The sequence below is a fragment of the Vreelandella venusta genome (genome assembly GCF_015689495.1).
GTDB classification, from domain to species: domain Bacteria; phylum Pseudomonadota; class Gammaproteobacteria; order Pseudomonadales; family Halomonadaceae; genus Vreelandella; species Vreelandella venusta.
Genome location: NZ_CP065135.1, coordinates 2,626,224 through 2,650,122, shown reverse-complemented (window position 1 = coordinate 2,650,122; position 23,899 = coordinate 2,626,224). Strand labels below are relative to the sequence as shown.

General features: G+C 53.0%; 21 protein-coding genes. 12 read left to right on the top strand and 9 right to left on the bottom strand.

The genetic code is table 11. The features are described 5' to 3' along the window. Nucleotides 1–20: 20 nt before the first annotated feature. The gene (locus IR195_RS12800; protein WP_206047730.1) at nucleotides 21–1,973 is read right to left on the bottom strand and encodes a transglycosylase SLT domain-containing protein; all 1,953 of its coding nucleotides are present in this window, start codon (nucleotides 1,971–1,973) and stop codon (nucleotides 21–23) included. Nucleotides 1,974–2,100: 127 nt separating this feature from the next. On the opposite strand from IR195_RS12800, the gene IR195_RS12795 reads away from it, so the two are divergent. The 4 genes from IR195_RS12795 to sixA all read left to right on the top strand — a co-directional run bounded on the left by IR195_RS12795 (nucleotide 2,101) and on the right by sixA (nucleotide 6,117). Continuing rightward, complete coding sequence (locus IR195_RS12795; protein ID WP_125749212.1) at nucleotides 2,101–2,448, top strand: YkvA family protein; 348 nt, start codon at nucleotides 2,101–2,103, stop codon at nucleotides 2,446–2,448. 102 nt (nucleotides 2,449–2,550) lie between these two features. Next, a complete protein-coding gene (gene htpG / locus IR195_RS12790; protein ID WP_206047729.1) occupies nucleotides 2,551–4,455 on the top strand; it encodes a molecular chaperone HtpG in 1,905 nt (634 codons plus the stop codon). 116 nt (nucleotides 4,456–4,571) lie between these two features. Then, nucleotides 4,572–5,642: an NAD(P)H-dependent glycerol-3-phosphate dehydrogenase gene (locus IR195_RS12785; RefSeq protein WP_125749207.1), complete on the top strand. Its 1,071-nt coding sequence runs from the start codon at nucleotides 4,572–4,574 to the stop codon at nucleotides 5,640–5,642. After that, nucleotides 5,635–6,117: a phosphohistidine phosphatase SixA gene (gene sixA, locus IR195_RS12780; protein ID WP_206047728.1), complete on the top strand. Its 483-nt coding sequence runs from the start codon at nucleotides 5,635–5,637 to the stop codon at nucleotides 6,115–6,117. Before IR195_RS12785 ends, sixA begins: the two co-directional genes overlap by 8 nt. Before the next feature lie 69 nt (nucleotides 6,118–6,186). On the opposite strand, the gene gatB is transcribed toward sixA, so the two are convergent. The 3 genes from gatB to gatC all read right to left on the bottom strand — a co-directional run bounded on the left by gatB (nucleotide 6,187) and on the right by gatC (nucleotide 9,457). Continuing rightward, nucleotides 6,187–7,641 (bottom strand): Asp-tRNA(Asn)/Glu-tRNA(Gln) amidotransferase subunit GatB, encoded by a 1,455-nt coding sequence (gatB, locus tag IR195_RS12775; protein ID WP_206047727.1) that lies wholly within the window; start codon nucleotides 7,639–7,641, stop codon nucleotides 6,187–6,189. Next, nucleotides 7,641–9,101 carry an Asp-tRNA(Asn)/Glu-tRNA(Gln) amidotransferase subunit GatA gene (gene gatA / locus IR195_RS12770; RefSeq protein WP_206047726.1) on the bottom strand — a complete coding sequence of 487 codons (1,461 nt, stop codon included), beginning with the start codon at nucleotides 9,099–9,101 and terminating at the stop codon, nucleotides 7,641–7,643. Before gatA ends, gatB begins: the two co-directional genes overlap by 1 nt. A 68-nt stretch (nucleotides 9,102–9,169) precedes the next feature. Beyond that, the gene (gatC, locus tag IR195_RS12765; protein ID WP_083005849.1) at nucleotides 9,170–9,457 is read right to left on the bottom strand and encodes an Asp-tRNA(Asn)/Glu-tRNA(Gln) amidotransferase subunit GatC; all 288 of its coding nucleotides are present in this window, start codon (nucleotides 9,455–9,457) and stop codon (nucleotides 9,170–9,172) included. 229 nt (nucleotides 9,458–9,686) lie between these two features. Between gatC and IR195_RS12760 the strand changes: the two genes are divergently transcribed. The 7 genes from IR195_RS12760 to tldD are packed head-to-tail and all read left to right on the top strand — an operon-like array spanning nucleotide 9,687 to nucleotide 19,695. Next, nucleotides 9,687–10,724: a rod shape-determining protein gene (locus IR195_RS12760; RefSeq protein ID WP_009721960.1), complete on the top strand. Its 1,038-nt coding sequence runs from the start codon at nucleotides 9,687–9,689 to the stop codon at nucleotides 10,722–10,724. A 23-nt stretch (nucleotides 10,725–10,747) separates the two neighbouring features. Further along, the gene (gene mreC, locus IR195_RS12755) at nucleotides 10,748–11,686 is read left to right on the top strand and encodes a rod shape-determining protein MreC (RefSeq protein WP_125749195.1); all 939 of its coding nucleotides are present in this window, start codon (nucleotides 10,748–10,750) and stop codon (nucleotides 11,684–11,686) included. After that, nucleotides 11,686–12,174, top strand: coding sequence for a rod shape-determining protein MreD (gene mreD, locus IR195_RS12750; protein WP_125749192.1), 489 nt, complete (start codon nucleotides 11,686–11,688; stop codon nucleotides 12,172–12,174). Before mreC ends, mreD begins: the two co-directional genes overlap by 1 nt. Before the next feature lie 21 nt (nucleotides 12,175–12,195). Then, nucleotides 12,196–12,807: a Maf family protein gene (locus tag IR195_RS12745; protein ID WP_125749189.1), complete on the top strand. Its 612-nt coding sequence runs from the start codon at nucleotides 12,196–12,198 to the stop codon at nucleotides 12,805–12,807. 59 nt (nucleotides 12,808–12,866) lie between these two features. Then, a complete protein-coding gene (rng, locus tag IR195_RS12740; RefSeq protein WP_125749186.1) occupies nucleotides 12,867–14,330 on the top strand; it encodes a ribonuclease G in 1,464 nt (487 codons plus the stop codon). Next, a complete protein-coding gene (locus tag IR195_RS12735) occupies nucleotides 14,330–18,241 on the top strand; it encodes a YhdP family phospholipid transporter (protein ID WP_206047725.1) in 3,912 nt (1,303 codons plus the stop codon). The genes rng and IR195_RS12735 overlap by 1 nt, the downstream gene beginning before the upstream one ends. Then, a complete protein-coding gene (gene tldD, locus IR195_RS12730; protein ID WP_125749180.1) occupies nucleotides 18,241–19,695 on the top strand; it encodes a metalloprotease TldD in 1,455 nt (484 codons plus the stop codon). The genes IR195_RS12735 and tldD overlap by 1 nt, the downstream gene beginning before the upstream one ends. Before the next feature lie 43 nt (nucleotides 19,696–19,738). Here the strand turns inward: tldD and yjgA are convergent, their stop codons facing one another. Then, nucleotides 19,739–20,260: a ribosome biogenesis factor YjgA gene (gene yjgA, locus IR195_RS12725; protein ID WP_146943319.1), complete on the bottom strand. Its 522-nt coding sequence runs from the start codon at nucleotides 20,258–20,260 to the stop codon at nucleotides 19,739–19,741. 96 nt (nucleotides 20,261–20,356) lie between these two features. Here yjgA and pmbA point away from each other — a divergent pair, with 96 nt between their 5' ends. After that, nucleotides 20,357–21,697 (top strand): metalloprotease PmbA, encoded by a 1,341-nt coding sequence (gene pmbA, locus IR195_RS12720; RefSeq protein WP_206047724.1) that lies wholly within the window; start codon nucleotides 20,357–20,359, stop codon nucleotides 21,695–21,697. A gap of 71 nt (nucleotides 21,698–21,768) precedes the next feature. On the opposite strand, the gene IR195_RS12715 is transcribed toward pmbA, so the two are convergent. The 4 genes from IR195_RS12715 to hpf all read right to left on the bottom strand — a co-directional run bounded on the left by IR195_RS12715 (nucleotide 21,769) and on the right by hpf (nucleotide 23,857). Continuing rightward, the gene (locus tag IR195_RS12715) at nucleotides 21,769–22,038 is read right to left on the bottom strand and encodes an HPr family phosphocarrier protein (protein ID WP_125749171.1); all 270 of its coding nucleotides are present in this window, start codon (nucleotides 22,036–22,038) and stop codon (nucleotides 21,769–21,771) included. A 46-nt stretch (nucleotides 22,039–22,084) separates the two neighbouring features. Continuing rightward, nucleotides 22,085–22,999, bottom strand: coding sequence for an RNase adapter RapZ (rapZ, locus tag IR195_RS12710; RefSeq protein WP_125749168.1), 915 nt, complete (start codon nucleotides 22,997–22,999; stop codon nucleotides 22,085–22,087). 74 nt (nucleotides 23,000–23,073) lie between these two features. Next, nucleotides 23,074–23,544, bottom strand: a complete 471-nt coding sequence (gene ptsN, locus IR195_RS12705) for a PTS IIA-like nitrogen regulatory protein PtsN (protein WP_089037697.1) — start codon at nucleotides 23,542–23,544, stop codon at nucleotides 23,074–23,076. Nucleotides 23,545–23,548: 4 nt separating this feature from the next. Further along, nucleotides 23,549–23,857: a ribosome hibernation-promoting factor, HPF/YfiA family gene (gene hpf, locus IR195_RS12700; protein ID WP_009721972.1), complete on the bottom strand. Its 309-nt coding sequence runs from the start codon at nucleotides 23,855–23,857 to the stop codon at nucleotides 23,549–23,551. Between the last annotated feature and the right edge of the window lie 42 nt (nucleotides 23,858–23,899).

Sequence of the window (23,899 nt, the reverse complement as noted above, 5' to 3'; positions counted from 1 at the left end):
CGGTGGAGGGGGGGTCGAGTTTAGCGGCTTACAAGCAGCGCGCGGTCATAGCGGACGGCCTGTTCACTGTCACTAAGTAGCGAGACGCCCTCGCTGTTGCCGCCGTTTGCTAGGCTTTCGAAAATCACTCGATAGCTCAATACTGCCTGCACATAATCTCGGGTTTCCCGGAAAGGGATGCTTTCTACAAACAGGTCAAACGATTCCATGCTGTTGTTGCCTAGCCATTGATCTACTCGGCCTGGCCCTGCGTTATAAGCAGCAGTAGCGGCCAACCGATTGCCTTGATAGCGTTCCAACTTGTCACGTAAGTAAGTGCTACCTAAGCGAATATTGAGTTCTGGCTCTAAAATGCCGTAGGGACCTGGGTCATTTAGTCCGAGTTGACGACTAACTTGGCTAGCGGTGCCTGGCATTAGCTGCATTAACCCCCGAGCACCGGCAGGCGAGAGGGCAACTGGATTGTAAGCACTTTCACGCCGGGTGATAGCCATCAATAAATAAGGGTCGACGCCGGTTACGCGTCCCCAGTGTAGGAAGCTGTCACGATAAGCTGCTGGAAAACGCCAGTCCAGCGCGTCCCACATTTCGGCCGCGATCGTCGTTTGTACCAAGCGGGCATGCCACTGCTGATGAGCGGCGTAATCGGCGAGCGCTCGCGCCTGATAAGGTGTGCCATTCTGTACGGCATATAGCCACTCACTGTTGGCTAGCCCATCTTCGCCTATACGTAGAAGTGCTTCGGTGCGCTGAACCACCGGCAGGCGTGCCGTTTGTGCCCTGGTGGCTTCGTCAAAGTGGTTGCGTTCTAGGTTGAGTTGGTAGGGCTGGTTAAGCTTTTCGGCAGCAGCAAAGCCATAGAAGCTTCTGTCGGTTGCTGCTTGTTGGTAGCGCGCTAACGCTGCTTCATGATTACCCAGTTGGTCATTGGCTCTTGCTAGCCAGTACTGCCAGCGACTGCTTTCCTGCTGGCTGATAGGCATTTCGGTAATCCAATGGACGACATCGGTCCACTGTCTGTTGGCTAAAGCGTCGCGAACGCGCAGTTCTAAGACGCGTTCGCTGTTCAGCGAGGGTAGGACGCTGTCGACCCATGAAAGAGTGCCAGGAACGTTGCGCACGAGAGCATAAAACGCAAGCTCTTCTTCGATCGCTTGGCGGTCAGCATGGGCTAAGGTAAGGCGTGGTCCAATGGCTTGCCACGTTGAGAAGGCTGCCGGGGTGTTTTCTCGCGTGTAGCGCTGCATGGCGGCTTTATAAAACGCCGCCGTGGCAGCGCATTCAGGGCCAAGGCAGGTAGGCGCTGAGGCAATTGCAGCTGATGAGTTTTTGACCGTTTCAACGGTATTCAGTGCTGTTTGCCACTGACTGCTCAGTAACCCACCTAGATAGCTGCTTAAGCGCTCTTCGCCCGCCTGCCAGGCGAGCATTTTCCGCTCCCAAATGACCGTGTTATCAATGGTGCTATCCGCACGAAGGCGATTGAACAGCGGGTCGCAGGCATCTGGCTGGGAGCGACCCACGCGCCACAGCTCAAGCCCCGCTTCGCGAGCTTCAGCAGGCGCTCTATCCAAGAGAGCAGTGTAGTAGTAACACTGACGAGCAGTGCCTGTTGGTACACCGTCAGCAACGGCAAGCAGGTCGCCAAATCGGCCCGCATAGCCATATTTTGCGATCGCTTGGCCGCGCATCCATTCTGATAGCGGTGAATCAGCGTGGCGCTCAATAAACTGTAGCACTTGACTGGGGGCTGCATTAGGCAGTTGGCTACGTAGGCGATGGTAGTCCACATAGCCGCTGAGAATATGCCCCTCTATCGCGCGGTCATTGATCTGCTGCCACTGCTGTTGGCGCGCGGCTTCAAGTGCCTCGTGCATCGCTGAGTCAGATGTTGCCCAGGAGGCAGTTGGTAAACCGATGAGCATCGCCGCACATAGGCTGCGAAATGTTAATCGAAATGGCGAAGCTTGCATGGCACTCCCTCTTGCTCGCGAATGGTGTCTAACCGCTATATTGCTAGAACTGTATTGCTGGGTCGATGATGAACTAAATGTGTAAATAATGTTCCCACAATTATGCTACTTGGAGGATTCAATAACGATGGCACGAATGTCTACGTGGTGGTTGTTTCGACGGCTCAAAACACGTGTGTGGGCAGTGAAACGCATTGGCCGAGCCCTAAAGCTGTTTCTGCCGATGACGCGTGATGTACTGCGAGGCAGCTTCCGGCCTATTCCCTGGTCGGCCTTTGGGCTGATGGCGCTAGCACTTGCTTATCTTGTCATGCCTTTTGATCTTATTCCCGACTTTCTCGTAATGATTGGCGTAGCTGATGATGTTTTGATCGTAGGTTGGTTACTTAACCGTGTCGATGCTCATCTGTCAGAATATCGTAATTGGAAATATGCAGAGCAAACGCCAGCCGCTTCTTCTCATTCACCTTCTTGAAATCCCACTGCTTATCCCCATATTGAGTTCACAACCTTTTTCGCTCCTGGCTAGCATTCGCCAGGAGCACCAAGCACAACGTGATTAATGAGGGCTAAGCGCATGACGACGGCGACCCACGAAGAAACTCTTGGCTTTCAAACGGAAGTTAAGCAACTCCTAAATTTAATGATTCACTCCCTGTATTCCAACCGGGAGATATTTTTGCGCGAGCTGATCTCTAACTCAGCTGACGCCTGTGACAAGCTACGTTATGCTGCACTTGATAATGATGCGCTTTATGAAGGTGATAGCGAGCTGCGCATTGAGATTGAGCATGATCGCGAGGCTAACACTATCACGCTACGTGATAATGGCATTGGCATGAATCGCGATGATGTCATTGCGAACCTGGGTACTATCGCACGCTCAGGCACCGCAGAGTTCCTCAAGCAGCTTTCTGGCGAGCAGCAGAAAGACGCTAAGCTGATTGGCCAGTTCGGGGTAGGTTTCTACTCGGGGTTTATCGTTGCTGATGAAGTGACGGTCCGCACCCGCAAAGCGGGCACTGACGCCTCAGAAGGGGTCGAGTGGCGCTCAAGGGGCGAGGGTGAATTCACCGTTGCTGATATTGAGTGTGAGCGTCACGGTACTGAAATCACGCTGCATCTTAAAGACGATGCGAAAGAGTTTGCCGACGACTATCGTTTGCAAGGGCTAGTGCGCAAATACTCCGATCATATTGAAGTGCCCGTACGCATGCCTAAAACCGAAATGGCGAAGGACGACGAAGACAACGATATTGAAGGCAGTGAAATCACCACGTGGGAAACGGTTAACGAAGCAACTGCATTATGGGCTCGTCCGAAAAGCGATGTAACCGAAGACGAGTACAAGGCATTTTACAAGCACGTTGCTCACGATTTTAGCGACCCGCTGACCTGGAGCCACAACAAGGTTGAGGGCAAGCTGGAGTACACTAGCCTGCTGTATGTGCCGGGGCGTGCACCGTTTGACATGTTCGATCGTGATGGTGCTAGAGGCGTTAAACTGTATGTTCAGCGTGTGTTCATTATGGACGACGCGGAGCAGTTCTTGCCCCTGTATCTGCGCTTTATCAAAGGTGTTTTAGATACCCGCGATCTCTCTCTGAACGTTTCTCGTGAGCTGCTTCAGCAAGATCCCAAGGTCGATAAGATCAAGGGTGCGTTGACCAAGCGAGCGTTGGATATGCTCAAAAAGTTGTCGAAAGACAACGAGCAGTACCAAACTTTCTGGACTACATTTGGCAGCGTGCTAAAAGAGGGGCCAGGTGAAGACGCCGCTAATCGTGAAAAGATTGCAGGCCTGCTCCGTTTTGCTTCAACGCATACCGATACTGCCGCCCAAGAGCACTCTCTGGTCGACTACATTGAGCGCATGAAAGAGGGGCAGAAGAAGATTTACTACGTGGTTGCCGACAGCTTTAATGCGGCGAAAAACAGCCCCCACTTAGAGATTTTCCGTAAGAAAGGTATCGAAGTTCTGCTGCTATCAGACCGTATTGACGAGTGGCTAATGAGTCATCTTACCGAGTTTGATGGTAAATCGTTTGCCGATGTGGCTAAAGGTGAGTTGGACCTTGGCGATGTAGAAGACGAGGAAGAAAAGAAAGCTCAGGAAGAGACTGCTAAGGCCAAAGAAGATTTGGTTAAGCGCGTCAAAGAGGCGTTAAACGAGGGGGTTCAAGAGGTGAAAATCACCCACCGCTTAACCGATTCACCTGCCTGCGTTGTGCTTCCTGAGCATGAAATGGGCTATCAGATGCGTCGTATCATGGAGGCCGCTGGTCAGCCATTGCCTGAGGTGAAGCCGATTCTGGAGCTAAACCCCAACCATGCCCTGGTGGCGCGTCTGGAAAATGCCGAAGGCGATCTGTTTGGCCAGTTGGCGCATATTTTGCTGGATCAGGCGATCATTGCCGAAGGTGGTCATCTTGATGATCCCGCTGCCTATGTTAAGCGGCTTAATCACGTCTTGACGGCTTGATGAATCGGTAGTTGATTGACGCGGCCCGCTTGGATATCCAAGCGGGCCGCTTGTTTTAATAGAGATGATGATAAAGTAAGTGCTAAACGCACGAGACCAATGATCAGGATATCGTCATGGCTGATGAGCAGCAGATGAATGTCGCAGTGCTGGGGGGCGGAAGTTTTGGTACCGCTCTGGCGAGTATTGCAGCAGATAATGGCGCAAAGGTGCGCCAGTGGATGCGCGATGAAGCTTTGGTGACGCAAATAAATCATGAGCATCGCAATGGGCGCTATCTACCACATTATGTAATTAATCCCGCCGTCATCGCATCTACGGATCTTCAATCGGTGCTAGAAGACGCTGAGTTAGTGCTGATTGCTATCCCTTCCAAAGCGTTTCGCAGTGTTGTTCAGGCTGCCAAACCCTGGTTAACCCCAGAGCAAATTCTGGTCAGCACCACCAAAGGCATTGAGCAAGATAGTTTTTTGCTAATGAGCCAAGTGCTTGAGCAGGAAACTGGCTTTCCCCACGTTGGCGTTATCGCAGGGCCTAATTTAGCGTCCGAAATCGCTGATAAGCAGTTGACCGCCACTGTCATTGCCAGTAGCGATGCGCTGACCAGAACGCGGGTACAGCAAGCGTTGGGCTGTCGCTATTTTCGCGTATATGCCAGTAATGATCGCCATGGGGTTGAACTCGGCGGGGCGCTTAAAAATATCTACGCCATTGCCGCAGGTATGGCGGCAGCGCTGGGAATGGGGGAGAACACTCGCAGCATGCTGATGACGCGGGCGCTAGCAGAAATGAGCCGCTTTGCAGTTGCACAGGGTGCCAACCCGATGACGTTTTTAGGCTTGGCTGGCGTCGGTGATTTAATCGTTACCTGCTCTTCAAATCTATCCCGCAACTATCGGGTTGGCTACGCCATGGGGGAAGGGCGAGGTCTTGATGAGGCGGTATCGGCATTAGGTCAAGTCGCTGAAGGGGTAAATACCGTCAAGCTTGTCTGTGCTAAAGCGCGTGAAATGGGTGTTTATATGCCGCTGGCTGAGGGGCTGAATCGCGTGCTGTTTGAAGGTGTTCCGGCTCAGGAGATGGCGCGTACTCTGATGATGGGCGAGCAAAGCAGTGATGTGGAATTTATTTTGCCGCGTGAGGCTGTTCAGCAAGCCCACCGTGAAAATGGAGGCAGAAATGGCTAGTGTGCTCGTTATGCGCCATGGTGAAGCTGCGCCGGGGTTTCCCGATCAGGCTCGCCGGCTAACACATCGCGGTGAGCTTGAAGCCGAAAAAATGGCCCGCTGGCTGGCCGTGCGTATTGAGCAGGGTGAACTATCTTGCCCCAGGATTTATGCTAGCCCTTTTGTACGAGCTCAGCAGACCGCTCAGCGGATCTGTGATGCGTTGGGTGTGCCACTGACTACATTGGCGTTTATTACCCCGGAAGATTCACCTAGTGATGTCAGTGAATGGCTGCTAAATCAAGCTGCGGATGCCCCGATTATGCTTGTCAGCCATATGCCGCTGGTGGGTGAGTTGACGGGCCTGTTAGTCGAAGGCGTGCCGAGCCAGGGGATTGGCTTTCCTACCGCCGCCATTGCAGAGCTTGAGGCTGACGTGTGGGCCGCCGGTTGCGCGCAGCTAAAACGCTTTACCCAGCCAAGTCAGTTGTTATAACGCTTATAGCCACAAAAAAGCGGCTGCCGAGGCAGCCGCTATGACCTTGATGTCACTCGTCGGTCGACGTTATAGCAATGCGTCCAGCTTCTCTTTTAACAAGCCATTAACTTGCTGCGGATTCGCCGTGCCGCGAGATGCCTTCATGACTTGGCCAACGAAGTAACCAATCATCTTGCCGCGTTTCTCTGGCTCAGAATCACGATATTGGGCAACCTGTGCCGGGCTGTCTGCGATCACTTGGTCAATCATCGCCTCGATCGCGCCAGTATCCGTTACTTGCTTCAGTCCTTTTGCGTCAATGATGGCATCGGCGCTATCGCCTTGGCCATTCCACAGTGCTTGGAAGACTTGCTTGGCGGCCTTGCCGTTAATGGTGTCATCCAATACGCGACTAATCAGCTCGCCGAGCTGCTTTGCGGAAACAGGACTGTTTTGAATGGTGAGGTTTTCACGGTTAAGCGCACCCGAAAGTTCCCCTTGTACCCAGTTAGCGGCCTGTTTTGCATCGCCGCACACTTGCTGTACTTCTTCGAAGAACTCGGCCATTTCTCGGCTAGCCGACAGTACGTGGGCATCATAGGCCGATAAGCCTAACTCATTCTGGAAACGCACTCGCTTGTCGGCAGGAAGCTCTGGCAACTGGCTGCGAAGGTGATCAAGATAAGCTTGATCTAACACCACAGGTAACAGGTCCGGGCAGGGGAAGTAGCGGTAGTCGTTAGCTTCCTCTTTGGTGCGCATGCTGCGGGTTTCGTCGCGCTCAGGATCAAACAGGCGGGTTTCCTGTACGACCTTGCCGCCGTCTTCGATCAGCTCAATCTGGCGCTCGACCTCATAGGCAATGGCGCGCTCCACAAATCGGAACGAGTTAACGTTTTTGATTTCCGCGCGGGTGCCGAAGGCTTCTTGGCCTTTAGGGCGCACTGAAACGTTAACATCGCAGCGCATTGAGCCTTCCGCCATATTGCCGTCGGAAATGCCCAAATAGGTCACAATAGAGTGAATCGCTTTGAGATACGCGGCAGCCTCTTTTGCGCTGCGCATATCCGGCTCAGAGACGATTTCCAGTAGCGGTGTGCCCGCTCGGTTCAGGTCGATGCCCGTCATGCCGTGGAAGTCTTCGTGCAGTGACTTGCCAGCGTCTTCTTCGAGATGGGCATGATGAATACGAATACGCTTGGTGGATTCATCATCTAAGGTGATTTCGACATCACCTGCGCCGACGATCGGATGATACATCTGGCTGGTTTGATAGCCCTTGGGCAAATCTGGATAGAAGTAGTTTTTACGGTCGAACACCGATACTTCAGGAATGTCGGCATGTACCGCAAGCCCAAATTGAACGGCCATAGCCACGGCCTGTTCGTTCAGCACGGGCAGAACACCGGGTAAGCCAAGGTCAACAGCACAGGCTTGAGTGTTCGGTTCTGCGCCAAAAGCGGTGGAGGCGCCGGAGAAAATTTTCGAGCGAGTCGCGAGCTGAACGTGTACTTCCAGCCCAATCACGGTTTCCCATTGCATTAGGCGTTCTCCTCGGCAAAAGCAGGGCGTTGTAAGTGCCAATCAGTGGCTTGCTGGAACTGGTGAGCCACGTTTAGCAGCTGTGCTTCTGCAAAGTGGGTCCCCAGGATCTGTAGACCGACCGGGCGGCCATTAGAAAAACCTGCAGGAACACTGATGCCAGGAATGCCGGCTAGGTTAACGGCGATGGTGTAAATGTCTTGTAGATACATGGACACCGGATCTTTCTTGGCGCCAAGATCAAACGCGGGCGTTGGCGATGCTGGCCCCATCAGTACGTCTACGTCTTCAAAGGCGTCCAGGAAGTCCTGTCGAATCAAACGACGCACTTTCTGTGCTTTGGTGTAGTAGGCGTCAAAAAAGCCTTCAGAAAGCGTGTGGGTGCCAATCAGGATGCGCCGTTTTACTTCATCACCGAAACCTTCCGCACGAGACCGCGTGTAGAGATCAATAAGGTCGGCCGGTGCATCGCAGCGGTGCCCGAAACGCACGCCATCATAGCGGGAGAGATTCGAGGACGCCTCGGCGGGGGCGATAACGTAATAAGCCGGAATCGCATAGTGGGTATGCGGCAGGCTCACTTCGCGTACGCTCGCTCCTAATGATTCATATACCTTCACTGCCTCGCGAACCGCTTTTTCGACGTCAGCGTCTAAACCATCGCCAAAGTACTCCTTTGGCAGGCCGATTTTGAGGCCAGAAAGTGGTGCATTAAGCGTTTCTGTGTAGTCGGGAACGCCGCGGGCAACGCTGGTGGAATCACGTGCATCATGGCCAGCAATGACATTGAGCAGATGCGCGCAGTCTTCCGCGCTTTTCGCCATAGGGCCTGCTTGGTCGAGGCTAGACGCATAGGCAATAATGCCATAGCGAGAAACGCGGCCGTACGTAGGCTTCAAGCCGGTGATGCCGCAAAATGCTGCTGGTTGGCGAATAGAGCCGCCGGTATCTGTGCCCATTGCTGCAGGGACAAGGCCGGCCGCGACTGCGGCGGCACTGCCACCTGAGCTGCCACCAGGCACTGCACTAAGGTCCCAGGGGTTTTTAACTGCGCCAAAATGGCTATTTTCGTTGGAAGAGCCCATCGCGAACTCGTCCATGTTGGTTTTACCCAAGCTAATGGTGCCGGCAGCGTTGAGCTTCTCTACCACAGTGGCATTGTAAGGCGCGATAAAATTATCGAGCATTTTTGAGCCGCAGCTGGTCTTCACCCCCTGAGTACAAAAAATATCTTTCAGTGCGAAGGGGATGCCTGTTAGCTTGCCAGCCTTGCCTGCAGCACGCGCATTGTCGGCAGCTTCTGCCTGATTAAGTGCTTGCTCGGCGGTGACGGTAATAAAGCTATTGAGCGTGCCATCAGCCTGCTCGATACGCTGTAAAAAGTGTGAAGTCAGCTCTCGGCTAGAAAGCTCACCGCTTTTCAGGGCGGCGGCGAGCTGCGTTACGGTTTTATCATGCATGACCCGGAAGCTCCGTTCGGGGGCGAATAGAAAGAGCAGAAAATAGCGGCCTGTGCCTGGTAATCTGGTTACTCGACGACGCGGGGTACGAGATATAGACCATTTTCTACTGCCGGAGCACAGCGCTGGAAAGCGTCGCGCTGGTTAGTTTCCGTGACTTCGTCGGCTCGTAGCCGTTGTGTAGCATCCAGCGGGTGCGCAAGCGGCGCAACGCCATCGGTGTCCAGGCTCTGTAGCTGGTCGACCATGTCCAGAATGCGGCTTAGATCGTCGACAAAACCACTGGCTTGGTCATCGCTAACGGCGAGTCGGGCCAAGTGTGCGGCCCGGCGCACATGAGATTCTTCAAGCGCCATGATCGAATTTTCCTCGCAAACGTGATGGAACATATTCCGCGTTCAGCGGTATACATACGGTCATCTTAAATTCGTCTTATGTAGCAGACGTAGAAAATAGCCGCAAAAGGTACCACATATTGGCCCCAACGGGCAGTATTAGGCGCGACTCGTGCTTGCTGCCAAGGGGTAGCGGTGATACCGTTTGCATCCGCACAGGGTTCCCGGTCTGCACTAGGTAACAACATCCATGTTCAAACGTTTGAGGGGGCTGTTTTCCAGCGATCTGTCGATCGACTTGGGTACGGCCAACACACTGATTTATGTACGCGGTCGTGGCATCGTGCTCGATGAACCGTCCGTAGTCGCTATCCGCCAGTCTGGCAACATGCGCAGCGTGGCATCGGTTGGCACCGATGCCAAACGTATGCTCGGTCGCACGCCAGGCAATATTACCGCCATCCGCCCCATGAAAGATGGTGTTATTGCTGACTTCACCGTGACAGAGCAGATGCTTCAGCACTTTATTCGTAAAGTGCATCAAAGCACCTTCTTAACACCCAGTCCTCGCGTTTTGGTGTGCGTTCCCTGCATGTCTACGCAGGTTGAACGGCGCGCGATTCGCGAGTCGGCGGAAGGTGCTGGTGCTCGCGAAGTGTTTTTAATCGAAGAGCCGATGGCCGCCGCAATTGGTGCCGGGCTTCCGGTTGAAGAAGCGCAGGGCTCTATGGTGGTTGATATCGGTGGTGGTACTACCGAGATCGCCATTATTTCGCTCAATGGCGTGGTTTATTCAGAATCTATTCGTGTCGGTGGTGACCGCTTTGACGAGGCCATCACTGCGTATGTGCGTCGTCACTACGGCAGCCTGATTGGTGAAGCCACCGCCGAGCGCATTAAAGAAGAGATCGGTTGTGCCTATCCTGGCGGCGAACTGCGTGAAATTGATGTGCGTGGACGCAACCTAGCGGAAGGCATACCGCGCAGCTTTACACTGAATTCCCACGAGATTCTCGAAGCCCTTCAAGAGACCTTGGGGTCTATTGTGGCAGCGGTTAAGAGTGCCCTTGAGCAATCACCACCGGAACTGGCTTCTGATATCGCGGAGCGTGGCTTGGTGCTGACAGGTGGCGGCGCACTGTTGCGTGATCTCGATAAATTGATCGCCGAAGAGACCGGCTTGCCAGTGATTGTGGCTGAAGATCCGCTCACTTGTGTAGCCCGCGGTGGCGGCAAAGCATTGGAAATGATTGATCAGCATACCTTCGAGTTGCTGTCGAGCGACTGATCGTAGCGGTTTATCGCGGGGGATTGCCTATTAAACCGCTATTTTCGCACGCGTCATTGCCAGGGTATCGGCTATTCTTCTGTGTGCTATTGGCAAGCATTTTAATGTTTGCCGATCAGCGATTTACCCGCATGGAAGATGTGCGCGCCCAAATGACGATGATTGTTGCCCCAATTCAGTGGGTCGTTAGCGTGCCTAGCGATCTGCTTAACTGGGGGGCACTGGCGCTTTCTGACCAGCAAGCGCTTGTTGACGAAAATCGTCGCCTGCGTGAGCAAATTTTGACGCTTTCACATCGTGGTCAGCGGTTGGCTAATCTGACCGCGGAGAATGCCGAGTTACGTAATTTACTAAAAGCAGCTCAACGTAGAGATATTCCTTACATAACCGCTGAGCTACTGTCGTTAGATAATGATCCGTTTAGTCATCAGATGGTGGTTGACCGAGGGCATCGGAATGGCGCCTATGTTGGTCAGCCGGTGATTGATGCGTTTGGCTTGGTGGGGCAGGTGACCGCTGTGTCGGCGTACTCAAGCCGCGTTCTGTTGCTAGCGGATGCGAGCCATGCACTACCCGTTCAGGTGAATCGCAATGGCTTGCGATTCATTGTGCAGGGAGCTGGTCGTTACGGCAGCGTGAAAGTGTTGCACGTGCCCGATACAGCCGACATTCGCGAAGGTGATTTGCTGACCACGTCGGGGTTGGCAGGACGCTTCCCGCCAGGCCATCCCGTTGCCAGGGTCACCGACGTTTACCACGACCCGGGTCAGCCTTTCGCTCAAGTGACCGCAGAGCCGTCTGCTCAGTTGCAGCGTTCACGTCACTTCCTATTGTTGTTCCCGCCGCCCCGTGAAGAGATAGAGGATACTATTTGGGGAGAGGGTATGGATATTTCAGCCGCTGCACTGCACGCTGCTCAGCGTATTGGTTTGCAGCAGGATGCTGCACGAGAGGTGCAGTAATGGCTAAGACACCCGCCGTGTCGCTTATCTTTGTATGGTTTACGCTTATCCTGGCATTGTGCTTACAAGTGATGCCTTTAGCCGAAGGGTGGCAAGTATACCGTCCTGAGTGGATAGGACTAATGCTGATTTATTGGTGCATGAGAACGCCGGATAGAGTGGGTGTTTTTCATGGCTTTGTGATCGGCATTCTGCTGGATTTGATCGAAGGTACCGCGCTAGGTCAACATGCTTTGATATTGTCGCTGTTGGCCTTTTTATGTGCTTTGGTTTACCCCCGCTTTCGCGCTTACTCTTTAGTGCAGCAGTCTGTTCTCGTGCTGGTCTTATTAGGCTTGGTGCAGCTAGTCGAGCAATGGTTGCGCACACTGACGGGGGATTTTTCAATCCATTTGTCTTTCTTGATTCCATCATTGATCAGTGCTGTTCTGTGGCCCTGGTGGTCTACCATGCTTAAAGCGCTCGAACAGCGTTTAGCTAGCGTTTGATAAGCTGCTGGAGTTGCTGTGATGGATAGTTCACGTTCTGCATCGTCACCTGTGTTATGCCTTGCCTCGGCATCGCCCCGACGTAAAGCGCTGTTAGCATCAATAGGTGTGACGGTTGAGGTCATGCCAAGTGACGTGGATGAAACGCCGCTCAAGGGGGAGTCCGCGCAAGCTTATGTGGAGCGCTTGGCGAGAGCGAAAGCACAAGCGGCTGTTTCAAGAACAGCCCTTCCTGTGCTGGGTTCGGATACAGCCGTGGTGATTGATGGTCAGATATTGGGCAAGCCAATTGATGAGCATGATGCAGCCGTTATGCTTAAGAAGCTGTCGGGGCGTTGTCATAAGGTATTAACAGCGGTCGCGGTGGCTGGTCCCAAGGGTGTACTCTCTTGTTGTGTAACTACGCTCGTCAAGATGCGGGTAATAAGTCAGCAGGAAATAGCTGACTATTGGCAGACCGGTGAGCCAGTAGATAAAGCCGGAGGATATGCCATCCAAGGTTTAGCCGCTGTGTTTGTTGAAGAAATTAAGGGCAGCCATTCAGCCGTCGTGGGGCTGCCACTCTATGAAACAACACGCTTGTTGTGCCAGCAAGGGGTGCCAATCTGGTCGGGCTGCTATCAGCAGAGCTAACCACCATTTCGCCGCCTGCTGTGTTGGCAAGGATACTGTGACTCAATAAGGAATTTTGCATGAGCGGTGAAGTCCTCATCAATTTAACGCCAATGGAGACTCGCGTTGCGCTGGTGGAAAATGGTGTCTTACAAGAGGCGCTCATTGAACGCTCACGTAGGCGCGGCATTGTAGGTAATATCTACAAAGGCAAAGTAGTGCGTGTACTGCCTGGTATGCAGGCTGCCTTTGTTGATATTGGCCTTGAGCGCGCGGCGTTTATTCATGCCCATGAGGTAATGCCATCGGGAACGCCTAATGATGAGCAGCAGACTATTGGTCAGTTGCTACATGAGGGGCAGGCGCTTGTCGTTCAGGTTACCAAAGATCCCATTGGCACTAAGGGTGCCAGGCTCACTACCCATCTCTCGATTCCGTCACGCTATCTTGTCTATATGCCTGATTCCCCCCATCACGGAGTGTCTCAGCGCATTGAAGATGAGCGAGAGCGGGAGCGTTTGAAAGCGCTGCTAGATAAGGGCATTGATGAGCAGACCATTGAGGTAACCGGTGGCTTCATCGTGCGCACAGCGGCAGAGGGGGTCGGTGATGAAGAGCTGGCGAGTGACATGTACTTTCTGCTGCGCATCTGGCGCAAAGTAAGTGAGCGCAAAATAACGGCGGCATCGCCTAGTGTGATCTACGATGACCTGCCGTTGTTTATGCGTACATTGCGGGATGTAATGCGCGATGATATTGAAAAAGTGCGCATCGATTCTCGCGAGAACTTTGTCAAACTGGTTGAGTTCGCAGAAGAGTTTATGCCCGATGCGGTAGACCGTATTGAGTATTATCCAGGCGAGCGACCCATCTTTGATTTGTATAGCGTTGAAGATGAAATTCAGAAAGCTCTGGGTCGTAAGGTTCAGTTGAAGTCTGGTGGCTATCTGGTTATCGACCCGACGGAAGCGATGACCACGATTGATGTTAATACCGGTGGTTATGTCGGTCATCGAAATCTTGAAGAGACGATTTTTAAAACCAACCTGGAAGCGGCAACTGCGATTGCCCGTCAGCTCAGGCTTCGTAATCTTGGCGGTATCATTATTATCGACTTTATCGATATGGTGGATGTCGAACATCAACGCCAGGTGTTGCGTGTGCTTGAAAAAGCGCTAGAGCGTGATCATGCGAAGACGAAATGCACCGGGGTGACTGAGCTGGGCTTAGTTCAGCTGACCCGTAAGCGCACGCGGGAAAGCCTGGAGCAAACGCTGTGCGAGGCTTGCCCAACTTGCAGTGGGCGCGGGACGTTGAAAACGCCTGAAACTGTTTGTTATGAGATTTTTCGCGAGATATTACGCGAAGAACGTGCCTACAGTGCAGAAACGTATATGGTGCTTGCTTCTCAACCGGTGGTTGACAGACTGTTAGACGAAGAGTCTGCGGCGGTGGCTGACTTGGAAACGTTTATTAATAAAACTATTCGTTTTCAGGTAGAGCAACACTACTCACAAGAACAGTACGACATCGTACTAATGTAATGGCAGCGTTACGTTCATTCTCTCGGTGGTGCCTAGTAGTAATCGCTTCGTTACTAGGAGGCCTTGCTGTTGCTCTATTGCTGGCACGTTTATTAATTAGCCAATCCAGTCTGCTGACACCGAAAATAGAAGCGTTATTAGAGGCCCGTGTCGGGGTGCCCGTTACTATCGAGCACCTATCGCTATCTTTGGCGCGTAACGATCTTGTTTTGCGATTGGAAGGCGTACATTCAGCGACGTCTGATGGGCAGCAATTAGTATCCCTTGAAAGTGCACTTTTACGGCTCGATGGCTGGGCGACATTGAGAAATATTGCGCCTGTGTTTAATGATGCGCGTATTACGGGCTTTGAGTTTCATCTCTATCAGCAGGAAAATGCTGCTTGGGGCTGGCCGGCGCCAGCAGAGCTACCGATTGCTATGTCTGAGGAGCCCACTGTTGACTTAGAGGCGCTGGATGCCTGGGCGGGTCTTATTCTTCGCCAGCGCTTGTGGGTAGATAATACTCGTTTGGTGCTGCATGGAAACCAGCAAGCCGTCACCTTGCACGCGCCTACCTTGCTGCTCAATGGCGACGAACGACGGACACGTTTGGAAGGTGCTATTACGATCTTAGAAGCGCAGAGCGAGAATTCGCAAGGCGCTGGGTCTCAAGAAGTCGAGGTTCAAGAAGCACAGGCACAAGAAACGCTGCCGGCTATCGCGATGAACGTGGAGATGCAGCCTGGGGCACAGGGCTTCCGTGATTTTTCAGCGGTGCTTCAATTGGACATGCAGTTGGATCATCTCGTGGCACTAGCCGCTGTTTTACGTTCCGATCATATGCCTTTCCTAGAGCAAGCGGGAGGCGAGGTTACGTTATGGGGACGCTGGCATGCAGGGCGTTTAGATGAGGCTCGCTTGGCTGTTGATGTGCCACAGTTGACTCTGCGCCACGATATTCAATATGCCGTACTGCAGAATATTCAGGCCAATGGCCTTTGGCAGCGAGACGGCGAGGGCGGCGAAGCTTGGCTTAGTGGTGACGCTAAAAACGTTGAGTGGGCACGACCTGAAGGGGGAAGTGGTGGCCCAGCCCTACCGCGGCACTGGTACTTATCCCATCAGCCTGATCGATGGGAAGTCCGCACCAGCGAATTTGAACTGGCTTCTTTGGCGGCTTGGCGCGACTATATTTTGTTGCCTGAATCGCTGACTCGCGTGTTACAAACGCTATCCCCCCGTGGTCAGGTTCAAGGTTTGCGGTTAGGTCAGCGTGAGGGGCATTGGGGGGTTGATGCGGCGTTAACCAATGTGGCGGTGCTGCCTTGGGAGCAAGCGCCAGGAGGTGGCCCCTTAGATGCCTGGGTACAGGCAAGAGATTTTCGCGGCAGGGTAACGTTTAACAGTGCCGGAAGCAGCTCGCTTAATTTTCCTGAATTGTTTGAATCCCCTATGCAGTTGAGTCATGCCGAGGGTGTGGTGGAGTGGGTGTATGATGGCCCAAGCACCATGATCAGTGGTAGGGATCTGCGCTTGGATTGGGACGGTGCCGAAGTGAGTGGAGGCTTTGGTCTGATTGCGAGCGAGCGCGGCGGACAATTTGGACTTGATATTGCCTTTGCAAATGTTGATGCGCTTAATTATCCGCTCTCCCAATGGCTGCCTGTTAAGGCACTTGAACCTGAGCTTCGTGAGTGGTTATTAACTGACGTAGGTGGTTATGTTCCCAGCGGCTTGCTTAAGCTTAGCTTTCCCCTGACTGATGACGAGGCGGAGTCAGAAAGTCAGTTTGCAGAGCAAATTTCCTCCACGTTGGCTCTGTCTGTTACACAAGGGCGACTACCTATCGCGCCTGAGTGGCCTGTACTTGAGGAAATAGAGGGCAGGCTGGTTTGGAAGGACCAGGTGTTGGAGGCAGCTATTCAGCATGCTGAAAGCCAGGGCATTGAGGTCTCTGATGGGGTGCTAAAGATGGCCGAGGAGACGCTTAATTTGTCGGGAAATGTTCGCAGCGATAGTGATTCACTGTTGACGTTTCTCCAGACGATGCCCGAGCTTGATTTGCCCATGCTTAACGATATTCGTGCAGAAGGCCGGGTTGAGGGTGACGTCGCTTTATCGTTGCCACTGAACGCGCCGGACTCATTGGCGCTGGAGATTAATGCTCGACCCAATGTCACAACGCTTGCTTTTCAACCCGTCGCTATTCCGCTAGAAGATATTCAGGGGGAGGTGACGTGGCAGCAGCACGGCGAGAAAAGCGCGTTGCTTGGAAACGTTTCGGGTCTATGGTCGGGTAATTCCATAGAAGCGGATATCAATGTTCCGGACGACGGTATTGCCTTGGGTGGAGATATTGATATTGCCACCTTATTTCAACTGGCCAATATTCCCGCTGAACAAGCTCGCCAGCTGTTTGAAGGGCGTGCTCAGTGGCGTGGGCAGGTCAATCTACAGCCATCACCGTCGCTGGTCCTTGAAAGCCGCTTGCTTGGCATTACAAGCAAGTTGCCAGCGCCATTTAGTAAGTCCGCTGAACAGCCATGGCCATGGCTGTTCAGCGCCGACTTCGACAGTGGTCGCTTAAGCTCACAGTTGGCTGACATCGTTAATGCTCGCGTGCAGCTTGGTAACGATGAACCGGCTGGGGCGGTTACGCTAGGCAGCGCTGCTGCACCGGACGGTTGGCCGACGCAGCCAGGCTGGAGTGTTGTCGCGCAGCTTGATGAGTTGCCTCTCGATGACTGGCAAGAGGCGTTGTCACCGTTGATGCAGGCGTCGTCTTCGCCGAATGGCGATAGTAAGGGTACGCTAATATCAGTCATGCTGAGTACGCCTTGCGTATATTTCCGTGATGCATGTTTTGGTCGCTTAGAAGCGGCAGGTAATATTGAAGGAAAGCGCTTGGCTATGCAGTTAAGCGGTGATCTTGTGTCAGGGCGAGTGAATTATCAGCCTGATAGCGAGCTGCCGCTGGATATTGCAATCTCGTCGCTTGAAGTCGACCGACTATTTGATATGCCTGCTGCAGCGCATGATAGCAGTGCGCCAACACCAGGCTCTTGGATGGATGCTGTTGAAACTCAGCACACCACACCAATTGCTATGCCGGAATGGCTCAACCAGTTGCCGGATGGCAGGCTCAGACTAGCCGATATTGGCGTTGGCGAAGGCCGTTTTGGACCGTTAACGGCTTATTGGCAAAGCCAGGATCAACGTTTTACTCTTTCCCCGGTTGGCCTGACATTAGGTCAGCTCTCTGCCCGCGGAGAGTTGGTGTGGGAGGGCGACGCTAACAATAGCCATACTCGCGCTGATATTTCGATACAAGGTGGTGATGTAGGTACTGCGTTAGAGCATCTCGGTCAACCAATCGCTATGCGTAGCCGTTCCACGGATGTTGGCGCCGCTCTGACGTGGCCAGGCGCTCCTTGGCAATTAGAGTTAAGTCGGGCAGATGGGAATATTCGAACCGATGTACGGGATGGACGCTTTGTGACGCTGGAATCTACACCGGCTCGCTTGGTTGGTCTGCTGAATTTTGACAACATACTGCGTCGTTTGCGTTTCGATTTTTCGGACGTGACGGGACAAGGAACCGCGTTTGACCGGGTGCATGGCACGGCAGATGTCGCCACGGGGCAATTACAGCTACGCGGGCCGCTTACCATTGAAGCGCCATCTACCACGCTAACGTTAACGGGAAGCGTCAATCTCATACAACGTGAACTTGATCAGCGGTTAGGCGTCACACTACCTATTAGTCAGAGCTTGCCTATCGCAGCTATTGCAGTAGGTGCTCCGATCGTTGGTGGCGCTCTTTTTATAGCGGACCAGCTTTTTGGTAGCGCGTTAGATCAAGCAACCACTATTCACTATCGCGTGCGAGGTCCGTGGACGTCGCCGCAGATCACTCTAGAAGGCCCTTAATGACCGCACATAAGAGCGATGTAAATACCGCTGTTTCGATTTTGTTAACACCAAGTGGCCTGGATTTGGATGCCTTGGATACAGGGCTGTCTTACGCCATGGGAGCGGGCATCGATTATGCCGATCTCTACTTCCAACGTACTTGGCAAGAGGGCTGGGTGCTAGAAGATGGTGAGGTAAAAGAAGCCAGCTATAACATTGATGGCGGTGTTGGTGTGCGCTCCTTGGCGGGTGAAAAGACAGGCTTTGCCTACTCCAATCAAATTACCGCAGATGCGCTAATGGATACTGGGCGTACCGCCGCGGGCATTGTGCGAAGCGGTAAACAGCTGCCTGGGCAGCCGGTAGTGGCTGTCAGCGCTGCCGGTCGTTATGCAGGACTTGATCCGTTGGCGGGGCTTACAGCTGACGAAAAAGTGGCGATGTTGAAAGAAGCAGACCGCATCGCGCGCGCAGCTGACCCCTGTATTAGCCAAGTGAGTGCCTCATTGTCAGGCACTTATGAAGTGGTGTTAGTACGTGCTAGTGATGGCACCTTGGCGGCAGATATCCGCCCATTAGTGCGTTTTAACGTGAGTGTTATCGCAGCTAAAAACGGCCGGCGAGAGCGAGGTAGTGCTGGCGGGGGCGGTCGTTACTCTATGTCCCGGCTGCGAGATGAAAACGTAGCGGAACGCTATGCAAAAGAAGCTGTTCGCCAAGCCCTGGTTAACCTCGAAGCAGTCGATGCACCTGCTGGTCAAATGCCTGTTGTTCTCGGCGCAGGCTGGCCAGGTATTCTGCTTCATGAGGCGGTAGGCCACGGGCTAGAAGGCGATTTTAATCGTAAGGGCAGTTCAGCGTTTGCAGGGCAGATGGGCAAGCGTGTTGCGGCGAAAGGCGTGACGGTTGTCGACGATGCTACCGTTGCTGACTGCCGTGGTTCGTTAAGCGTGGACGATGAAGGCACGCCCGGGCAATACACACCGCTGATTGAAGACGGTATTTTAACGGGCTATATGCAAGACAAACTTAACGCCCGGTTAATGAATATGGCACCAACGGGGAATGCGCGACGCGAATCTTTTGCCCATTTGCCGATGCCGCGTATGACCAATACGGTCATGCTGGCAGGCCAAGATGAACCCGCCGACATTATCAAAAGTGTTAAGCGCGGTATCTATGCGGTCAGTTTTGGTGGTGGTCAGGTCGATATTACATCAGGCAAGTTCGTGTTTTCAGCCAGCGAAGCCTACCTCATTGAAGATGGCAAAATTACCGCGCCTGTTAAAGGTGCAACCTTGATTGGCAGCGGCCCTGAGGCAATGGGACGTGTTTCAATGATTGGCCATGATATGGAGATGGACACCGGTATCGGAGTGTGCGGCAAAGAGGGGCAGGGAGTGCCGGTAGGCGTTGGTCAGCCCACCCTTAAGCTGGATGAGCTGACTGTTGGCGGTACCCAGTCGTCGTAACTTGGCTTGGTCTTTATGACTCAGTCATTGAGGCATGCAAGGGTTAGAGTGCCAGCGTATCGCGTAAGTGTTTGAACAGCTTACGCGAGCTGGTTGGTGGTTTACTTTGCTCACGCTCTTTGCGTGCATTGCGTACCAGTTGTCGTATTGCCTGACGATCAGCGTTAGGGTATTCCGCCATAAATAGATCAACAGCACTGTCACCTTCTTCGATTAACCGATCGCGCCATTTTTCTAGTCGGTGAAAGGCATGATCGCGCTGCTCTTTTTCTTGCTCGATAGCGTCGAAGACACCCTGTATGGCAGTAAGGTCTTCTTTGCGAATAAGCTTGCCCACATATTGCATATGGCGCCGGCGGCCTTCATGGGAGCGGATGCGCGAGGTTTCTTCTATGGCGCGTAACATGTCGTCAGAGAGCGGAAATTTTGCGCGTTCGGCAGGTTTCATCGCGATAAGCGTTTCGCCAAGCGCCTGGAGAGCATGCATTTCCCGCTTGAGCTGCGATTTACTGGGGCGCTCTTCTTGTTCATCAATATCGAAGGGCTCGGGACGTTGCTTAGGCATACTAGAACTCACTAATTAGTTTCGTTTGCAGCATTATATCAGGCTGCGACCACAACATTGATCCGCCAATGCGATTCAGGCGAAAAGGAGGCCAAAATGGCACAAGCATTTGATGCAGCGGCCCAGCAGGTGCTGTTAACACAGCGTGCTGAAGAGGCGCTTGCGCTGGCAAAAAAATTAGGCGCAGATGCTGCCGAGGTCGGCGCTAGTGTAGATCAAGGCCTTGGGATAAGCGTGCGTCTTGGTGAAGTTGAAACCGTCGAGCTTTCACGTGATCAAGGGATTGCCGTTACGCTATATGTTGGGCAGCGCAAGGGCAGTGCCTCATCTACTGATGCCAGCAGTGCGTCAATTAAAGCCACGGTAGAGAAAGCCCTGGCAATTGCCCGTTATACGGGTGAGGATCCTGCCGCAGGGTTGGCAGATGCATCGCTAATGGCAACTGACCTGCCTGACCTTAAAGTACATTATCCATGGGCGTTGACGACTGACGAAGCAATCGAATTGGCGCTGGCATGTGAGCAAGCGGGGCGTGACGTAGCGGGTATTCATCAGTCGGAAGGTGCTTCGCTATCCAGTGGTGAGGGAGTGCGAGTTTATGCTAACAGCCACGGTTTCCTCGGCACCCAGAAAGGCAGCAGCCATTCGCTTTCCTGCATGCTGATTGCACAGGATGAGAAGGGTATGCAACGCGATTACGATTATACTTCGGCTCGTAATCCCGCCATGCTTCGTGATCCTGCGGAGGTTGGCCGCGAAGCGGCGTCACGCACGCTACGTCGGTTAGGCGCTCAGCGGCCGCCAACAGGCACCTTCCCGGTGCTGTTTGACCCGTCGCTTTCCAGCGGCCTGGTAGGTCACTTAATGGGAGCGTTGGCAGGTGGGGCGCTTTATCGCGAATCCTCTTTCTTATGTGATCGTTTAGGTAGCCCGCTATTCCCGAGCTGGTTTGGCTTGGAAGAACGGCCTATGGAGATTGGAGCCACGGCTAGCTCGCCGTTTGATGCTGAAGGCGTTCAGACTCGTAATAATCGCTTTATTGATCAGGGTAGTGTCGCCAGCTATATGCTGTCTGCTTACAGTGCGCGGCGCTTGGGCATGCAATCGACAGGGAATGCCGGTGGGGCGCGCAATTTACGTCTGTTGGCGCCGCTGACGCCGCGAGATGATTTGCTGAAGCAGATGGGGCGTGGCATTTGGGTGACTGAACTAATGGGGCAGGGGGTTAACGGCGTGACTGGGGACTATTCACGAGGCGCTGCAGGCTTCTGGGTAGACAATGGCGAAATACAGCATCCCATCGAGGAGTTCACTATTGCCAGTAATTTGAATAGCATGTTTGCTGGCTTAGTTGCAGTCGGTGATGATACCGATACCCGTGGCAGTATTCACACGGGTAGTTGGCTAATTGATGCAATGACCGTCGCTGGTAACTAACAACTTGCCTAACGGCTCAGCTAACACGTTGGCTGACGCTGTTTTACTGATGTTAGTACTCTTCACTGATGTTAGTGCTCTTCGTCAAAACGCGCGTCGAACAGAGCTTCAATCGCCTCTAGTGCTTGTTCGGCGTCGTCGCCTTCCGCTTGGATTCTAAGTTCAGTGCCACAAGGAGCGGCCAGCATTAACAACGACATAATGTTGGCCGCATCTGCCATTTGCTGTTGCTTGTAAACGTGAATCTTGGCCGAAAACTGTTGGCCACACTTGACGAGTTTTGTCGCTGCGCGAGCATGAAGGCCGCGCTGATTAGTGAGCGTTAAGATTCTTTCTGGCACTCTGGTTCCTTTTTGCCGAGTGGGGTCGTGAAGAAAAAGGCGTTGCTTATTGCGCGTTTGTTGAAGGCGGGGATGTGGAAGGCTGCTGTTCACTGAGCGTGTACTGCAGGCCTAGCTCACGATGACGGAGTTGAACCTCTCCCGCTTGTTTCACCAGCATTTGCGCTAGTTGTTCCACCATAAAGACAGAGCGGTGCTGCCCACCGGTACAGCCAATAGCAATCGTCATATAGCTGCGTTGGCTATTTTGGTAAGCGGGTAGCCACTTTTCCAACCATGTCTGGATATCATTGCGCATTTCTTCAACGACGGGATATCCCTTCAGAAAGTGGATGATATTGGCGTCACGGCCAGTGTATTGGCGCAGTGTAGGATCCCAGTACGGGTTTGGTAAGCAGCGCACGTCAAAGACGAGATCAGCATCAAGTGGGACGCCACGCTTATAGCCAAATGACTCTAGTGTCAGCGTTAATCTATCTTCACGCTGTTGAGCAACCTGATCCGTTATCCGGCGACGCAGGTCATGAACCGACAGACGTGATGTGTCGATCATCAGGTCAGCAAGATCACGGATGTCTAGCAGGGTTTCTTCTTCTTTATTGATGGCCTCTTCGAGCGTCATGTCACTGTCACGCGTCAGGGGGTGGCGACGACGCGTAGCTGAATATCGCTCAAGCAGAATTCGGGCATCGGTGGTTAGATAGATAACCTGAAAGTGAATGCTTTTCTGACGCAAAGATTCGAGCATTTTTGGCAGCTGCTTTAGTGCAGCAGGCAAATTGCGCGCATCAATGCTTACCGCTAGTTGGGGACGTGCCCCTTGCTCACGAAGCTCATCCACCAGAGAGCTGAGTAGCATGGCCGGCAGGTTATCGATGGCACAATAGCCAAGATCTTCTAACGCTTGTAAGGCGATAGATTTACCGGACCCAGAACGGCCGCTAATGATCACCAGTTGCATAGAGTGTCTCTTGGCATGCCAATAAAAATGAAGGTAAATGTTGAACTTGTAGGCAGTGTCTAACGGTGGACCGTTTAGCTAACAGGTTGTTCACGAATTTTTGCTGTTATAAGGTCCAATAGCTCACGTTGGCTAGCCGCTCTACGAAGCTGCTGACGTGTGTCAACGCTGTTCATAATGGACGCCACTTGCCCTAGTAAGGCTAAGTGCGTGTCGTCCGCTTCTTCGGGTACTAAAAGTACGAAAACAAGGTCGACGGGGTCGCCATCAATAGCATCGAAGTCTACGGGCTCAGCTAGCTTTAAGAAACCAGCAATAGGTGAGCTACAGTGAGGGCTACGAGCGTGAGGAATAGCAACGCCGTTGCCTATTCCAGTGCTGCCCAAGCGCTCACGACCTATCAGGCGGCTGAAGACTTCTTGGCTATCTAGGCTTGGCGTATTTTGCGCAATAAAGGTGCTGAAAAATTCCAGCACCCTTTTTTTGCTACCCCCGGGGACGTCATACAGCACGCGCTCCGGGGGAAGAATGGTTTCCAACGTCATTGAGTTAACGCACGCCGGCGCCTTGGGCGCGAGCTTGTGCTTTTTCCTTGTGTTTAACGAGTTGACGGTCAATTTTGTCCGCTAGTGCATCAATTGCAGCGTACATATCATTGTCTAATGCTTCTGCGTGTAGATCGGCTCCGGCAGCATGCAGGGTGCAGGCAGCCTGTTGACGCTCCTTCTCAACAGATAAGGTTACTTGTACGGTGGTGATGTTGTCATAATGGCGCTCAACGCGTTCCAGCTTCTCATTTACATAGTCACGCAAGGCGTCAGTCAGATCTACGTGATGACCAGTGATATTTACTTGCATTGACGTGCTCCTTATCCATCGGACTGTTCTTCGATTGTAACC

Bases quoted from the DNA above. Each gene is read 5' to 3' on its own strand.
- IR195_RS12760 (WP_009721960.1), top strand. From the start codon at position 9,687: ATGTTCAAACGTTTGAGGGGGCTGTTTTCCAGCGATCTGTCGATCGAC.
- pmbA (WP_206047724.1), top strand. From the start codon at position 20,357: ATGGCACAAGCATTTGATGCAGCGGCCCAGCAGGTGCTGTTAACACAG.
- mreD (WP_125749192.1), top strand. From the start codon at position 11,686: ATGGCTAAGACACCCGCCGTGTCGCTTATCTTTGTATGGTTTACGCTT.
- hpf (WP_009721972.1), bottom strand. From the start codon at position 23,857: ATGCAAGTAAATATCACTGGTCATCACGTAGATCTGACTGACGCCTTG.
- ptsN (WP_089037697.1), bottom strand. From the start codon at position 23,544: ATGACGTTGGAAACCATTCTTCCCCCGGAGCGCGTGCTGTATGACGTC.
- rng (WP_125749186.1), top strand. From the start codon at position 12,867: ATGAGCGGTGAAGTCCTCATCAATTTAACGCCAATGGAGACTCGCGTT.
- rapZ (WP_125749168.1), bottom strand. From the start codon at position 22,999: ATGCAACTGGTGATCATTAGCGGCCGTTCTGGGTCCGGTAAATCTATC.
- yjgA (WP_146943319.1), bottom strand. From the start codon at position 20,260: ATGCCTAAGCAACGTCCCGAGCCCTTCGATATTGATGAACAAGAAGAG.
- gatA (WP_206047726.1), bottom strand. From the start codon at position 9,101: ATGCATGATAAAACCGTAACGCAGCTCGCCGCCGCCCTGAAAAGCGGT.
- IR195_RS12795 (WP_125749212.1), top strand. From the start codon at position 2,101: ATGGCACGAATGTCTACGTGGTGGTTGTTTCGACGGCTCAAAACACGT.
- IR195_RS12800 (WP_206047730.1), bottom strand. From the start codon at position 1,973: ATGCAAGCTTCGCCATTTCGATTAACATTTCGCAGCCTATGTGCGGCG.
- gatB (WP_206047727.1), bottom strand. From the start codon at position 7,641: ATGCAATGGGAAACCGTGATTGGGCTGGAAGTACACGTTCAGCTCGCG.
- IR195_RS12785 (WP_125749207.1), top strand. From the start codon at position 4,572: ATGGCTGATGAGCAGCAGATGAATGTCGCAGTGCTGGGGGGCGGAAGT.
- IR195_RS12735 (WP_206047725.1), top strand. From the start codon at position 14,330: ATGGCAGCGTTACGTTCATTCTCTCGGTGGTGCCTAGTAGTAATCGCT.
- htpG (WP_206047729.1), top strand. From the start codon at position 2,551: ATGACGACGGCGACCCACGAAGAAACTCTTGGCTTTCAAACGGAAGTT.
- sixA (WP_206047728.1), top strand. From the start codon at position 5,635: ATGGCTAGTGTGCTCGTTATGCGCCATGGTGAAGCTGCGCCGGGGTTT.
- IR195_RS12745 (WP_125749189.1), top strand. From the start codon at position 12,196: ATGGATAGTTCACGTTCTGCATCGTCACCTGTGTTATGCCTTGCCTCG.
- tldD (WP_125749180.1), top strand. From the start codon at position 18,241: ATGACCGCACATAAGAGCGATGTAAATACCGCTGTTTCGATTTTGTTA.
- gatC (WP_083005849.1), bottom strand. From the start codon at position 9,457: ATGGCGCTTGAAGAATCTCATGTGCGCCGGGCCGCACACTTGGCCCGA.